This is a genomic window from Selenomonadales bacterium 4137-cl, assembly GCA_032334055.1.
GTDB lineage: Bacteria > Bacillota > Negativicutes > Sporomusales > UBA7701 > Anaeroselena > Anaeroselena agilis.
Genome location: JAUOZS010000001.1, coordinates 3,982,800 through 3,997,042, shown reverse-complemented (window position 1 = coordinate 3,997,042; position 14,243 = coordinate 3,982,800). Strand labels below are relative to the sequence as shown.

The following is a 14,243-nucleotide window of genomic DNA, read 5'->3' as shown; positions in this document are numbered from 1 at the left end:
CCGCCCCCGCCGGCAGGTTACCGGTTCCGCCTTCCTTACACCCTATTGATCGCCGGCATACCAGAAGGGGCGCCGGAATCGCAGGCAGCACGCGGCGCCCGGCTTGGGACCGGGGTCGCGCTTTCCGGCGGCGAGGTCTTCCCGCTGCCTGATTACCGATTTTAAATCACAGCCAATGGAGAAGTTGTCGCCCGCAAACGCGAACCAAATTGCGCAGAAGACGAGAGACAGGTTTCCTGTCTCTTTTTGCCTTTACCCTGTAGCCTCCTGCCGTAATATCAGTAGCATCCGGACGGGAATTGACTCGGCAACTGTATTGAAGGTTTTACAAAAAAATAATCGAAAAATGGATAAATATATAAACATTGCCATGGAAGGGCGCTTTAAGAAATTATCTTTCAACAAATGCAAAAGCAACTGAAGCCCATCGGAAAGGAGACATTTAGAATGAAAAAATATGTAGCTTCAGCGTTAATTAGTCTGATCATCCTTTTTGGCTTTACCCCCCGGGTCGTTCAAGCCGCCTCGGCAGCAGAAAACCTTCTGTACGCCGCGGCGGCCTACGCCTACATCAACGGCCAACTGCAAAATATCAACGACAACCACCAGCAGCAGCGGCTCGCCATCGACCAGCGGAAAACAGGGATTGACAACGACCCGGACGTAAACGAAAGACTCGGCCGCCTCTACTCCCAGCTTAAGGCGAACGGGCAGATAAAGAGCAACTATGCCTTATATGTCAGCCCCGAGAAAGATCTTAACGCTTTCTGCGACATCGGCAGGGTGATCTGCGTATACCGGGGGAATTTTGACCTCACGGACGACGAAGTTGCCTTTACCCTTGCCCATGAACTGCGTCACGGCGAGGCAAAACATAACATCGCCGGCGTCCAGAAGCTCCTAGGCCTGAGTTTGATAGTCAATCTCTTCCTCCAGAGAAACGACAACACCACCTCCGAAATTCTTGCCGCAGTAGCCGCCAACTACATAAACAATGAAATCTTCACCATGGGCCAGGAATGGGAAGCAGACGAATACGCGTTTAATTACGCTGTGGCGGCCGGATTCAACCCCGGTGCCGGGGCCGCCAACATGGCCAGAATCCGCAAGAAACATGGCGAGATATGGGTGGAAGGACTTGCGCGGCTCATAAACCCGAACAATCACCCTAAAACATCCGCCAGAGTCGCCGCCTTCTCGAAAAAGATGACCGATTACTCCCGCGGCAAAGTCACCGTAGCCGAAGGGAAAACCGGCGCAGCTATCCTTGTCAAGGGGCAGCTTTTCATGGTTCCGAAGGCGAATTACGGCCAGATCCAAGATGAGCGGGCCTACTTGATCGCCGGAAAAATCGCCCGGGCATTCCATCAAAAACCGTATACGCTAACTGGCGGCGATATCGGTGACGATGGGGAAGTCCTATTGGGAGACATAGCAATAGTGACCCCTGGCGAAGGGGAAGAGCCAGCAGAGGTCCTGGCAGAAAGGCTTAACGTGATCCTCGCGGTAAAGTAAGATTGTCCGCTAAAATTCTGGAAGCATCTGGCCAAAACAAAATGGAAGCATAACGTAGCCAATAGGCCATTTTATGCTTCCATTCTCCTTTCAGTTGCGCTCTGCTCTCATTTCACCTTCTTGATCTTCAAGCAGGTCTTTAGCAAGTCGTTTCGAAAAACAATGTCAAACGGCCGATAGTGTTGACTCTCTCCCCATTGACGCATTTCCTCATGCTCAGGATGCTTAGGATTGTCCCAGGCACGAAGAAATTCCTCATAACCTGAAATCCCGCCCACATCCTCCGGCGGACAAGCGCCCTCGCCCTCAAGAATTGTCGGATAGCCAAATCCATAATCCTCAAGTATTTTCTCAAGCTCTATTTTGTGCTGCCAGTTATCGCCGAAATCATAAATGTAAGTAATCGTTTTGTACCTTTCAAGATATCGATCGATCTTAACGGTCTGTGGTTGTCTTATCGCAGTTTCGAGGGCCTGCGCAATAAACCCGTGCGGGTCATTACGCTTGGTTAGCGCTTTGCCCGTATATTTTTTTTGATAAAACTTATACTCCTCATATGCTTCTTCATCATTTGTGATGCGAAGCTTTTCCTGCGGAAATTCAAACTTATATAAATGCCTGTCCCACCAGTCCATAGCAAACTGGACGGTATCGTGCAGGCGCTTAAAGGTTACATCTGCCGGGATAGTGACCTGCCGCCAAATAAGAGGCTTCGAACCAACCAACTCTATCCTAATTTGATATGCTTTCATCGGCATTCACCGCAAACAAATTCTTTCTTGCCTTTCTTTCTCGGTTTTGGCAAGGACGTAACCGGTTCAAGCATTGCGATTACTTCTCTGCAGAATTCTGCATTGTCGATGTCCAAAACATAGTGCTCCTTCGCCCCGTCATAAGGAAACCCCTTATCGGCTTCCCGCATCGTCTCATCCAGACAGGGAAGGATTTTCACAAACACGGTGTTATCGCAGACGAGTAGAATTGGTTTGCCGTTCACATAAACCATATACTCCCCGAACATCTTCTTGTAACGAATTTCGCCCACACCCGCAATCTGGTCGCAGACATATTCGATAAAATCTACAGTAGTGCCCATACTTTACTCCTCACCACACGCTTTCCGTGAACTTCTACAATATAAGCATATCGTTCTCGTCGAACGACCAGTGCGGGTTATATGCGACCTCCCAGTAATAACCGTTCGGGTCGGTGAAATATCCACTGTACCCGCCCCAGAAAACCTTCTGCGGCTCTTTGGCGATAACCGCGCCCGCTTTTCTCGCAATTTCCATGATTTCATGCACCTCGGCCTCGCTTTTCGCGTTGTAGGCCAGCGTGATACCGGCGAATCCTGCGGCAACCTGCGGCGGGTTTTCCTCGTTAATATCCTCGGCGAGAAGCGCTAACGGATACAGTTCAAATTTTGTGCCGGTAGTGTTAAAGAATACGACCTTAGGGTTATCCTCTTTTTCATCCGTGGCAAAACCAAGTCCGTCGCGGTAAAAACGGATGGACTGCGCCATATCCTTTACGCCAAGGCAAATAATACTGATTCTGTTCATGATGAATCTCTATCTCACCTTTCCTGGCAATGCTCGCAGCAGTAAATACTGCCGCCCATATAGGTTCCTTTTAATCGCGCCGCAGCCGGGCAGAGGATAGCACGGTAGCCGCCCCAGTCGCAAACAGGTCGCGTATCAGTATCCCATCCACCGCCCGCCACCATTTCGGCCAGAGTTGTATTTGCACTGTCATTTCGCTTCTGCGCATACTACGGGATTTCAAGCCTAGATTATCTCCCGCTATCTTTTATAAACTTTGGGAAAATGCTCTTAATTTCTGTTTGACATCAGCAGACAGATGTTTGTCCGAAATACCAAAGATTGCGCCCTGCAGCCACTTTCTCAGGTAATTCGTCTAGCCAGACTATGCCAGCGGAGGACCGCCGAGCCCCAGGTCAATCCGGCTCCAAAAGCGGTCAAAGCAACAATGTCGCCATCTTTCAGGCGGTCATTTTTCAGAGCCTCATGGAGTGCGATCGGCACGGACGCCGAAGACGTGTTGCCATACCGGTCGAGGTTAATCATGAACCTCTCCATCGGCAACTCAAGCCTTCTCGCCGCAGCCTCGATAATACGCCTGTTCGCCTGATGGGGGACGACAAGGGCGACATCGTCCTTATCAAGACCCGCGACAGCCAGCGCTTCCAGCGTAGCCTCCGGAAGCGCCTTTATTGCGAAGCGGAATACCTCCTGGCCGTTCATCTGCAGCTTGTCGAGCTTCGCGGCCAGAGTCTGCGGCGTATGTGGCTGCCGCGACCCGCCGGCCGGCCGCCGCAGATGCTTGCCCCCCAACCCGTCAGCCCCGAGTTTAACCGCTAAAATCCCGTAACCCGGCTGCGCGGGCCGCAGAACCACGGCTCCGGCGCCGTCTGCCAGCAGGATGCAGGTCTCTCGATCCGTCCAGTCAGTTATTTTCGATAAAGTCTCTGTGCCGATAACCAGCACGGTGCGGTATACGCCACTCTCGATGAACTGGCTTCCCGTCGCCAGCGCATAGATAAAGCCGCTGCACCCCGCCGCAAGGTCAAAAGCGGCCGAGTTCTTCAGGCCGAGATTTTCCTGGATGATGCAGGCGGTGGCGGGAAACAGCATATCGGGAGTAGCGGTGGCGACAATAACCAGGTCGACTTCCTCCGCCGCTACGCCGGCAGTCTCAAGAGCCCTGGCTGCGGCAACCGTCCCCAAATCCGAGGCGGCCTGAGCCTTGTCAGCGATTCTCCGCTCCAGGACGCCAACTCGCTCCCTAATCCAAGTGTCAGAAGTATCCACCATCGTCGCCAGTTCATCGTTCGTAAGGACTCTATCCGGAAGGCAAACGCCAATCCCGGCAATGCCGGCCTTCAGCCCCATCGGTATAACAATCACATCCAAACAAGATTGGTCATCCTATCAAACTTTTCTTTTCAAAATATCAAAGTTCCTGCAAACAGGACATTAATGTCAGCGTCGACGATAAGATGTAGGAAAAAGGACGCGGACAGAATCTTAGACTGAAAACAGGCCGGGAGGTTGTCCATGTATTCGAGAGAAGAACGCATGAGGGCCCATGAGCTTTACTGCCTCTCTTTGTCCCGTTTTTTGATTAGCCCTGAATCAGTCGGCAAGAACTTCCCGTGATGCAATCAGTAGTATTCCCTGCCCCGCTTCCGCCCCACAAGCGATTATTCCTGCAAAAAGACAAAAAGGCTCCTCAGGCCAAACGACTGTGAATATGACCGTAACTTGGCCGGCGTTGGAATCATAAACTGGCCAAGCCGTGAAAATGGACCCGCGAAATTCGCGGAGCCATTTTTTACTCATTTTTCCTGTTTGAAGCATATAGTGGCGGCAATTCTCATCAGGCCGCCTCCAGCGGAGCTAATTGCAGACCGGCTCTTATCGTGTTCTTGAATTTTTACTTATCTCCTCTGCCAATTCGTTCAGATATGTCCACCGTTCCAACAGCTCATCAAGCTTGCCTTCCAGCTCTTTTTGATCAGCCACCAATCTTTGCAGTTGCTCAAAGTCACTGCCTGCGGCGTCGATCTGGGCGACTACCGCGTTTAACTGCCGTTCGACGCCGGCAATCACCTCATCAATTTGCTCGTATTCCCGCTGTTCGTTGAACGTAAAGCGGCGGGGCCTTTTCGCTTCTTCAGGCGCATACGGTTTCGTATCTTTGTCGCTTCTCTTTTGGCTTGCCTCATTCTCCGGCGGCGTACACTTGTCAAGGAAGTCGGAGTAGCCGCCGGTATATTGCCTTATATTACCGTCACCTTCGAAGGCAAATATCTTATCCGTCACCCGGTCAAGGAAATAACGGTCATGAGACACTACAACAACCGCACCGGGAAAATCATCCAGATAATCTTCAAGAATGGTAAGTGTCTGAATATCAAGATCGTTTGTGGGTTCATCAAGCAACAGCACATTCGGTGCCCCCATCAATATTCGGAGCAAGTACAGCCTGCGCCTTTCCCCGCCCGACAGCTTGGCTATCGGCATCCACTGCACATTTGGCGGAAACAGGAATAGTTCCAGCATCTGCGAGGCGCTAATCGTTCCGCCATCGCCCACTGTAATAAAGTTGGCTTCTTCCTTGATGTAGTCAATGACCCGCAGACCTTCGTCCATATCGCTGCTTTCCTGAGAGAAGTAGCCGATCTTCACCGTCTGCCCAACCTCAACAATACCGCTGTCGGCAGCCAACCGCCCGGCAATAATATTTAGCAAGGTGGATTTACCGCTGCCGTTGGGACCGACAATGCCCACCCGGTCATCCCGCAGAACGGTATAACTAAAATCGCGGATAAAGACCCTATCGCCAAACATTTGCTGGATATTCTCCAACTCGATAATCTTACGGCCCAGGCGGCTTGCCCCGGCCTCTATTTCCAGCTTGTTCGTCCCAAGGTCGGCCTTTTGTGCGCTTAGCTGCTCAAACCTGTCAATACGCGCCTTCTGCTTGGTAGTTCGCGCTCGCGCGCCCCGCCTGATCCAAGCCAGTTCATTTCTATAGAGATTTTGCCGCTTCCGTTCGCTGCTGGCTTGCAGTTCTTCCCGCTCAGCCTTCTTTTCCACAAAATCGCTATAATTGCCGCCATAGGTATACAACTGGCCTTTATCTATCTCAACAATCCGGTTGACCACCCGATCAAGAAAGTACCTGTCATGGGTCACCATCAGAAGGGCACCCTTGTAAGCATGTAGGTATTGCTCCAGCCAAGCAACCATATCATTGTCGATATGATTCGTTGGCTCATCCAAAATCAGCAGGTCGGCGGGATTTACCAAAGCGCTCGCCAGCGCGACCCGCTTGCGCTGGCCCCCGGAAAGCGTGCCTACATTCGCCGCGAAATCGCTGATACCCAGTTTGGTAAGAATGGCTTTAGCGTCACTCTCCACTTGCCAAGCATTCTGGGCATCCATTTGCTGACTAAGAGCAATCAGCGTCTTTTGCCGCTCGGGATCGCCGGGATGAGTGTTGACCGCCTCCAAAGCCTGCTCGTATTCGCGGATCAGCCGCATGACCGGCGTGCTGCCGATAAATACTTGCGCAAGCACGGTAGACCCCGCGTCCAGCGCAGGGTTTTGCGGCAGATATCCCACCCGTACGCCACTACCCCGCGTGACCTTGCCGCCGTCAGCCGGTTCTAGCCCGGCAATCACTTTCAAAAAGGTCGATTTGCCGGTGCCGTTAACGCCGATAAGGCCGATTTTATCGTCCTCGTCGACCCCAAAGGAGACATTGGTAAACAAGACCCTCTCGCCATAGCTTTTCGCTAAATTTTCTATCGACAGTAAATTCATGCTAATCCCTTTACCTCGTACCAGATCGTTTAACAGGCCTCGCCGGCGGTCTACTGTCGACAACCTTGCCACTCAGCAGATCTTTCGACGTCAGCTTGATTCTCAACACCTTCTCTAGTTTTGCGATCAGCTCAATTTCTTTACCTGTCACCAGCGATATTGCCGTGCCGCTTTGGCCAGCCCGGCCTGTCCGCCCTACCCGGTGCAGATATATTTGCGGGTCTTCCGGCAGCTCGAGATTAAATACATACTTTACCCCCGGAATATCAAGCCCCCGCGCCGCCAGGTCCGAGGCAACCAGGAGCCGCACCTTGCCGCTGCGGAAATCTTCCAGCGCTTTTTGCCGGTCGGCCTTCCCGGCTGTTCCGTATATCCCGGCAGCCGTCAAGCCGTGGTAATTAAGCTTCATGACCGTTGTTTCGATCGCCTCGCTCTGATTGATAAAAACAAGCGCCTGTTCCACATTGAGGTGGGCTGCCAGTTTACGCAGCAGCTCGAATTTTACGCGCGGCTCGCACACAAAGTACATATGGGATATATCGGACGGGATTTCAGTCTGCCCATTAGCGGCGATAACCTCCGGGTCGCGCATGACCTCTTTGGCGCGTTCCAGCGCGGCCGGCGTCATTGTCGCCGAAAAGAGCAGCATTTGCCTGTCACGCATCGTCGTCTTGATCACCGCTTTAACGCTGGCCCAGTTCATATCATCCAGCAGCCTGTCCGCTTCATCAATGATAATCGTCTTTATCGTCTGGGCATTGATCTTCCGCTTCTGGATAAGCTCGAGAATCCGTCCGCTCGAACCGATGATAATATGCGGTTTTCCCTTCAGCATATCGATTTGCCTGGCAATATTCACCTGGCCGATGATAGGGGCGGCCGTCACCGGCAAGCCAGCGTTTTGGCTCAACGCTTCACTCTGGTGATATATCTGCATAGCCAATTCGTGGGTCGGGGCGAGGACGATCGCCTGCGTCTCCCGTTTGGCGGTTTCGATCTTTTGCAAGAGCGGCAGCAGATAGGCCAGCGTTTTGCCCGTACCGGTAGCGGATTGCCCGATAACATCCTTGCCAAAAAGCGCCAACGGGATTACTTCGGCCTGTATCCCCGTCGGCCGGGTTATGCCCGCCTTGCCCAGCCCCCTGGCCAGCGCCTCGTTTATGCCAATCCCCGCAAATAAGTCGCCCATGACCCATCACTCCAATACAGCGCATTCACCTAGCTAAACTCAAAAATCCCTTACGGCAATATTCAGCTTCTCCGTCAAATGCTTGAAATCTTTCGCCTTTATCGTTTCGCGGGCCGCCAAGGCGATCATGGCGCAGGTACGCGCATCATGCAAGGCGTTATGGTGCTCGAATTGGATATCAAAACGATTGGCCAGTGTCGACAGTTTATAATTCTCGACATCCGTCCACACTCGTCTGGCGATATCCACCGTACATGCGTACCGGAAGCGGGGATGCGGCAGTCCGTATTCGTCCAGCATACTGCGGAGGACGCCGATGTCGAAGACGGCATTATGGGCAATCACCACTTTGTCTTCAAGGTGTGGCCGTATCCTCGGCCATAGCTCGGCAAACGTCGGTTTATCGACCACGTCTTTTTCCGTTAACCCATGGATCCTGGTATTCCAGTAGTCGAATTGGAGTATTGGCGGACGAATCAGCGAATATGCGGATTTTACGATCAGCCCGTTTTCCACCGTAACCGCCGCCAAACTGCAGGCGCTGGCTCTACTGCGGTTGGCGGTTTCGAAATCTATCGCTACATAATTCATTCGCCGCGCCGTTCCTCTCTGTAGTATCTTCCCGTTAACTGACGGCTATTTACCTAGCCCTTGCCTCGCCGGCATATCCGGCTCGCCAGCCTTGTCGTTGTACGTGGCCCGGCAGGCGGGATATTTCGTGCAGCCCCAGAACGCGCCGTTCTTGCCCATAATAAGCTGCAGGGCACCGGCTTTGCAGCGCGGGCACGTGTGCTTAGGCTTTTGCGGCTCCCCGTCGGCATCGTCATACGCCGCCCTGCAGGCCGGGTATCGGGAACAGCCCCAAAACTTCCCCTTGCTGCCAGTTCGCGGCTGCAAAACCCCTTTGCCGCACTGGGGACAAGGATGATCGCCTTGGGGAGCGATATTAAGCCCGGTCGCCAGAGCGCAGATGCCGGCGGTAAACTCGGCCTGCTGCGTGAGAAATTCCTCCAGGGATGCGTGCCCTGCGGCCATTCGGTGCAATATCGCCTCCCAGATGGCGGTGGAATCAGGATAGGTCAGTTCCTCCGGCAGGGCATCGATCAGCAGGTACGCCGCCTCGGTCGGGATAAGATACTTTTTCTTCTTCTCTTCCCGGAGAAAGCCGCGCTGGACAAGCTCCTTTATAATCGTCGCCCGCGTTGCCTCGGTGCCGATGCCACTGACCTCTTTGAGCTGCTTTTTCAGCTCAGGGTTTTTTACATACCTATGTATCTCTTTCATCGCCGCCAACAAAGTGGCGGCCGTAAACCGGCCGGGCGGCCGCGTACTCTTCTTCTCGGCCGACGCCTTGAGGAAATCGACCCTGTCGCCCTTTTCCATCGGCGGCAGCACTCCGTCGTCCTCGTCCTTCTTCTCTTCGCCGTCCGTACCGTACAGTTCCTTCCAGCCCGGCTCGCGGATAATCCGGCCGCTGGCGGTGAAACTCTCCCCGGCATGGCGGACGCCCACCCTGGTCTGGCTATAGACATGCGCAGGGTAAAACTGGGCGACATAAGCCTGCGCAATGAGAAAGTAGATATTTTGTTCCGCCTCGCTCAGCGACTCCCATTTGCATTTCTCCACCGTGGGGATAATCGCGTGATGGGCCGTGATCTTTGCATCATTCCAGGCCCGGCTCCGCACGCCGGCGTCGGCCCGACCGGACCAAGCCGCCAGTTCCGCCTGTTTGCCGCCGCACAAGTTTTCAAGAATAACGGCGGCGTCGGCCATCTGCGACTCAGGCAGATAATCACAGTCGGACCTCGGATACGTTGTTAACTTCTTTTCATAGAGTTTTTGCGCCGTGTCCAAAACAAGCTGCGGATCGTAACCGAACTTCTTCCCGGCCAGCACTTGCAGCGCCGATAGCGACAGCGGCAGCCGCTGCGCCTCCCGCTTCTCCGCGGTTTCGCACTGCACGATCTGAGCGGTCTCAAATGCTGACGCCAGTTGCTCGAGCAACGCCTGGGCGACGGAACTATCTGCCAGCCGGCCTTCGGCATCCAGGCCCGCCTGGTCCTCACCCGGTTTCCAAAAGGCTGTAAATACACCGTTGGCATGCTGGAAATCGGCCTTAACCGTGAAATAATCCGCTGTCCGGAAACCTTCTATCTCCCGCTCCCGTCTGACGACAAGCGCCAACGTCGGCGTTTTCACCCGCCCCACCGGGAGGGTCGCCCGGTGACCGGCCCGTCGGGCGGCAAGCGTGAAGGCCCGCGACAAGTTCATGCCGATCAGCCAGTCGGCTCGTGCCCTGGCCAGCGCCGACTGCTTGAGATTATGAAAATCCTCGTTATCGCGTAAATTGGCGATAGCCTTTTTTATACTCTGCTCGTCAAGGGCATTGAGCAAAATCCGCCGGACCGGCTTGTCGTTCTCGACATATTCCAGCACCTCATCGATCAAAAGCTGCCCCTCGCGGTCCGGGTCACCGGCATGGACTATTTCCGCCGCCTCGCTAATCAACTTCCTGACCACGCCGAATTGCTTCTTGCAAGAATCTGCAACCAGCAGCTTCCAGGCCGCGGGAATAATCGGCAGATCCTCCATCCGCCATTTTTCATATTTCGCATCATACTCGCCCGGTTCGGCCTGGCGCAGAATATGCCCGAACCCCCAAGTAACCACCCCGGCGCCAGTGGTGATATACCCGTCATGGCGCCGGATTGGCCCAGGCAGGCACTTGGCGATCTCCGCCCCCATACTGGGTTTCTCGGCAATGTATAATATCAAGGTTGCTACCCCGCAGTCGCAAAAAAATGAGAACCCTGCAATTGCAGGATTCTGTCTGCACAATTATATTATTTTCTTGCAACACAGGTAAAATCCTGCAATAATCATCCATCACCGAATCTAAAAGCATCGTGAATATGACCACAAATCGGCCAGAGTTAGAACCATAAAATGACCAATAGACATAAAAGAACCCGCGTAGCGCTGGAAGCATAAGTCGTACAGTTTTTAGCCACGCAAACGGTTTTGAAGTCCGCTCTGGCTGCAATTCAGCACTGGTCTACAAGTGAAGAATAGAGCAGAATCAACCATTCTCGTCATCTTGGTCAACCAGATTCGATCAAATTCGTCAATGGAAACCAAGTCTTTATTCCCACTTTTCTTCCCACACTCATAGCATATGCGACGGACAGCCTCGACACATCCAGGTAGAATAGGTTAAGAGCCGTCCCGCCTTTCAGCGCGAAGCGGTCCCTTAGAACCGGATGGGCCTGAAATCCCTCCAGAAGATTCAATATGTGTTTCGGTCGTTTTTGTCAGCAATTGCTTTTTCTATCCCCTTCGGGGTCTACTGCCGAGCGTTTATTCACTGGCAGATCGTTCATATATGAAACTGCCGGATATAATCTCGCTGAGCTTCATTCAGCTGTTCGGCAACAAACCCGATAAAAGGCCGATCATCTTTGTGAGCTTGTTCAAGCAATCGAATATATTCCTGTCTCAAAATCTTTGGAACAATCAATGCCGGATATCCTCTCCTGAGAAGCGTCAGATTCATAAGAAGCCGCGCCACACGCCCATTCCCGTCAATGAAAGGATGTATAAATACTAGCTCTCTGTGAATTCGCGCCGCATATTCAACAGGATGCAACTTCGACTTAACAGTATACATCTCAGTGACGAACTTCTGCATTAGCTTTGTTATTTCCTTATGTTCAGGTACAGGATATTCCGAACCAGTAATTTGAACAGGGCAGTTCCGATAAACGCCTGCCTTCTCCGGCTCGATGGCCATATAAAACAGCTTGTGGAGCATAAGGATATCGGTCTCAGAGATCCGGTCGCTACCGATAAGGCTGTACATGTAGTCGAAAGCTTTGCTGTGGCCAATGGCTTCGAGGTGATCTCTATTGGGACGACCATTAATAGTAATTCCTTCTTCCAGGACCGCTTTCGTCTCAGACAAAGTCAGCGTATTGCCTTCAAGTGCGTTCGACGAATACGTTAGCACGATACGGTAATCCTCTTTCAATTCCAACACGGCCTCTCGTGCTAACGGACGATGCTGCCTTATCCGTTCCTGAAATTTATCGATCGTGGCCAATAACGGATAATATCCGGTCTCCATTCGTCTTAACCCCCTTATCGGCTACGTCCTTTTCCCGCGGCCCGCCTATCAGACGGGTCTTCCTGTGGCTATACTTGATATGTTTGCCCCATCCCCTCATACTTTCTCGTGCTTTATTCTTCCTCTCACCTACACCCAGATTACAGAGGAGAATAACAATACATTATAAGGAGTGTTCACAATGACTAACCAATCCCAAATCCATGCCCCTGCAACCGCGTACTGTCCCAACTGTGGTGCCGAGATTCACCAGGAAAAGCGTTCTTACTACTGCCAACTGGCTGCCCCTGAAGCTTCCCCTGATCAGATTCTGGCAGTCTGCCTCCATTCTGATCGTATGAAGAAAGTCCTTGAGACACCTGACGATGTCTACGGCGATAATCCTTGTGGGGACTGCGTCAACTGCGCCATTGTAGTAGTAGACCAAGGTACTCTCGTTGCACACGAAATGGATTCTGACGGATCAACCGTAGATATTCACCGTTGTTGCCAGTGTGACACTTTGTTCAAGATTCAGACTTTGCAGTCTTTGTCGTAGTGCATGCAATTCATCGAAGAGCTTCGGCTGACATCGGCCGAAGCTCTTTTTTGCCGGATAGCGCAAAGTTAGTACTTCACAACTGTAGCGTTATCTCCTGTCTAATTGTTCCCGTATTTTAAAGGCGCGAGTCTGAAGATATTTATACCGATCAACCTCATCACCCATGATCATGGACTTGCCCATCAGTGGAACTACGTTATTAACTTGGATCTTGACCATCTCTTCACAGATCTTGATAAGCTCAAGAACTATGGGATCATTCTTGAGAGCGCGCCGTACATTATCAATTCGTCTACCTTCGAATACCCTGTTATTATCAGGAAGGAATAGTATCTTGTTAGTCACTGGGAAGTGCGGAGAAATGTCAAGATAATTTCCCATATTATCTAACCATACAGCATGAAACTCGGCATCCAACATCACTTTCGGCCACAACCAAATTGCCCAACCGTGTTGAATGCATCCTCCATGCCTAATAATGTGCCGCTTAACATTATTGAAGCATTCATTTGGTTGACAATGACTAAATACTCGTACCTTAATATACTGCGGACTCGTTGAAGGAGAAAGTTTCGCGCATAACTTGAGAATATCTGGGGTAATACGCTGTGGAGTGTGTGTGGTAATCGTCTTGTTCAACACGAGTTGAGCACTCCATATCTTGAACTTTTATACGCCGCGTGATTGCCTGCTCAATAGAATTGTGGAAGAACTCGGTAATATAATTTTCATACCCGCACTGTCTGTTTAAGCGGACTAACCGTCCTCTTCTTGCACTTTCATTATGGTTGGAGGCTGTTTCAATCTTATAAGCATTTTTCCTCCGGCTAACTTCCACTCAAATGAATCATGATATATCTTGATCATATCCCTGGGCTCGGCCGGATGGTCCGCCGGAATTTCTACGCCTTTTGACTGCTTCGCCCAACTTCCGCAAAGTTTCGTCAGCAATATCCATCTATATTTTTTGGCTATTGCTCTATAAGCTTTTATCCAACAATCGCGCACATAGTCAACCGGCTGTGCATCCGGTATTATTTTCGCCCACTTGGCCTTTCTTGCTGCCCTGTGGTTTGCCCCCAAAGGAAAGTACAGAAATCTGTCACAGGCATTCTTCAAATCCTCAGATGCGCACCATTGGCCTATTCCTGTTACTTTCGCCCCGCCAGCTCTAAGCTCGCTGATAATCCCAGAGAAATCTCCGTCTGAAGACACAAAGAAAAATTGCCTAATGCCAGCAGTGAACAATGACCGTGCTGAGTTTATCAAGGCCATGTCTAATGCGTTCTCCCCGTTATCGGCTTTATCTACTTGCGTTATCGTAATGTCATTACGGTTCTTCAATTGACGCCAGAGATTTCCCCTAATATCACCGCAAGCTGCCCAATCTGAAACAAGAATGACAGGTTGGCATGTCCGCTTCGCGAGTCTGATCGCATATATGGCCATATGAGGGGAAATGTTTTCAACGTCGACTAATATTGCTATTGGCTTCAGGCTTATTCCCACCTTCCAATGCCCTAA

At 51.7% G+C, this 14,243-nt stretch carries 12 protein-coding genes; 1 reads left to right on the top strand and 11 read right to left on the bottom strand.

The window, feature by feature from the left end:
- Positions 1-447: 447 nt before the first annotated feature.
- A complete protein-coding gene (locus Q4T40_20475) occupies positions 448-1,515 on the top strand; it encodes a M48 family metalloprotease (GenBank protein MDT8903609.1) in 1,068 nt (355 codons plus the stop codon).
- Between the two features lie 107 nt (positions 1,516-1,622).
- On the opposite strand, the gene Q4T40_20470 is transcribed toward Q4T40_20475, so the two are convergent.
- From Q4T40_20470 to Q4T40_20420, 11 genes are all read right to left on the bottom strand, one after another.
- Positions 1,623-2,267: a plasmid pRiA4b ORF-3 family protein gene (locus tag Q4T40_20470; GenBank protein ID MDT8903608.1), complete on the bottom strand. Its 645-nt coding sequence runs from the start codon at positions 2,265-2,267 to the stop codon at positions 1,623-1,625.
- A complete protein-coding gene (locus Q4T40_20465) occupies positions 2,264-2,611 on the bottom strand; it encodes a TfoX/Sxy family protein (GenBank protein MDT8903607.1) in 348 nt (115 codons plus the stop codon). Before Q4T40_20465 ends, Q4T40_20470 begins: the two co-directional genes overlap by 4 nt.
- 34 nt (positions 2,612-2,645) lie before the next feature.
- Entirely contained in the window at positions 2,646-3,077 is a 432-nt protein-coding gene (locus Q4T40_20460; protein MDT8903606.1) for a VOC family protein, read from the bottom strand.
- Between the two features lie 342 nt (positions 3,078-3,419).
- Entirely contained in the window at positions 3,420-4,427 is a 1,008-nt protein-coding gene (locus tag Q4T40_20455; GenBank protein MDT8903605.1) for a beta-ketoacyl-ACP synthase III, read from the bottom strand.
- Positions 4,428-4,952: 525 nt separating this feature from the next.
- Positions 4,953-6,866 (bottom strand): ABC-F family ATP-binding cassette domain-containing protein, encoded by a 1,914-nt coding sequence (locus tag Q4T40_20450; protein ID MDT8903604.1) that lies wholly within the window; start codon positions 6,864-6,866, stop codon positions 4,953-4,955.
- A gap of 10 nt (positions 6,867-6,876) precedes the next feature.
- Positions 6,877-8,055 carry a DEAD/DEAH box helicase gene (locus Q4T40_20445; GenBank protein ID MDT8903603.1) on the bottom strand — a complete coding sequence of 393 codons (1,179 nt, stop codon included), beginning with the start codon at positions 8,053-8,055 and terminating at the stop codon, positions 6,877-6,879.
- Positions 8,056-8,094: 39 nt separating this feature from the next.
- On the bottom strand, positions 8,095-8,646 hold the full coding sequence (locus Q4T40_20440) for a 3'-5' exonuclease (GenBank protein MDT8903602.1): 552 nt from the start codon (positions 8,644-8,646) through the stop codon (positions 8,095-8,097).
- Between the two features lie 45 nt (positions 8,647-8,691).
- Positions 8,692-10,830, bottom strand: coding sequence for a DNA topoisomerase 3 (locus Q4T40_20435; protein MDT8903601.1), 2,139 nt, complete (start codon positions 10,828-10,830; stop codon positions 8,692-8,694).
- A 601-nt stretch (positions 10,831-11,431) separates the two neighbouring features.
- Entirely contained in the window at positions 11,432-12,178 is a 747-nt protein-coding gene (locus tag Q4T40_20430) for a Fic family protein (GenBank protein MDT8903600.1), read from the bottom strand.
- A 628-nt stretch (positions 12,179-12,806) separates the two neighbouring features.
- The gene (locus Q4T40_20425) at positions 12,807-13,361 is read right to left on the bottom strand and encodes a hypothetical protein (GenBank protein ID MDT8903599.1); all 555 of its coding nucleotides are present in this window, start codon (positions 13,359-13,361) and stop codon (positions 12,807-12,809) included.
- A 114-nt stretch (positions 13,362-13,475) separates the two neighbouring features.
- Positions 13,476-14,228 carry an NYN domain-containing protein gene (locus tag Q4T40_20420; GenBank protein ID MDT8903598.1) on the bottom strand — a complete coding sequence of 251 codons (753 nt, stop codon included), beginning with the start codon at positions 14,226-14,228 and terminating at the stop codon, positions 13,476-13,478.
- Between the last annotated feature and the right edge of the window lie 15 nt (positions 14,229-14,243).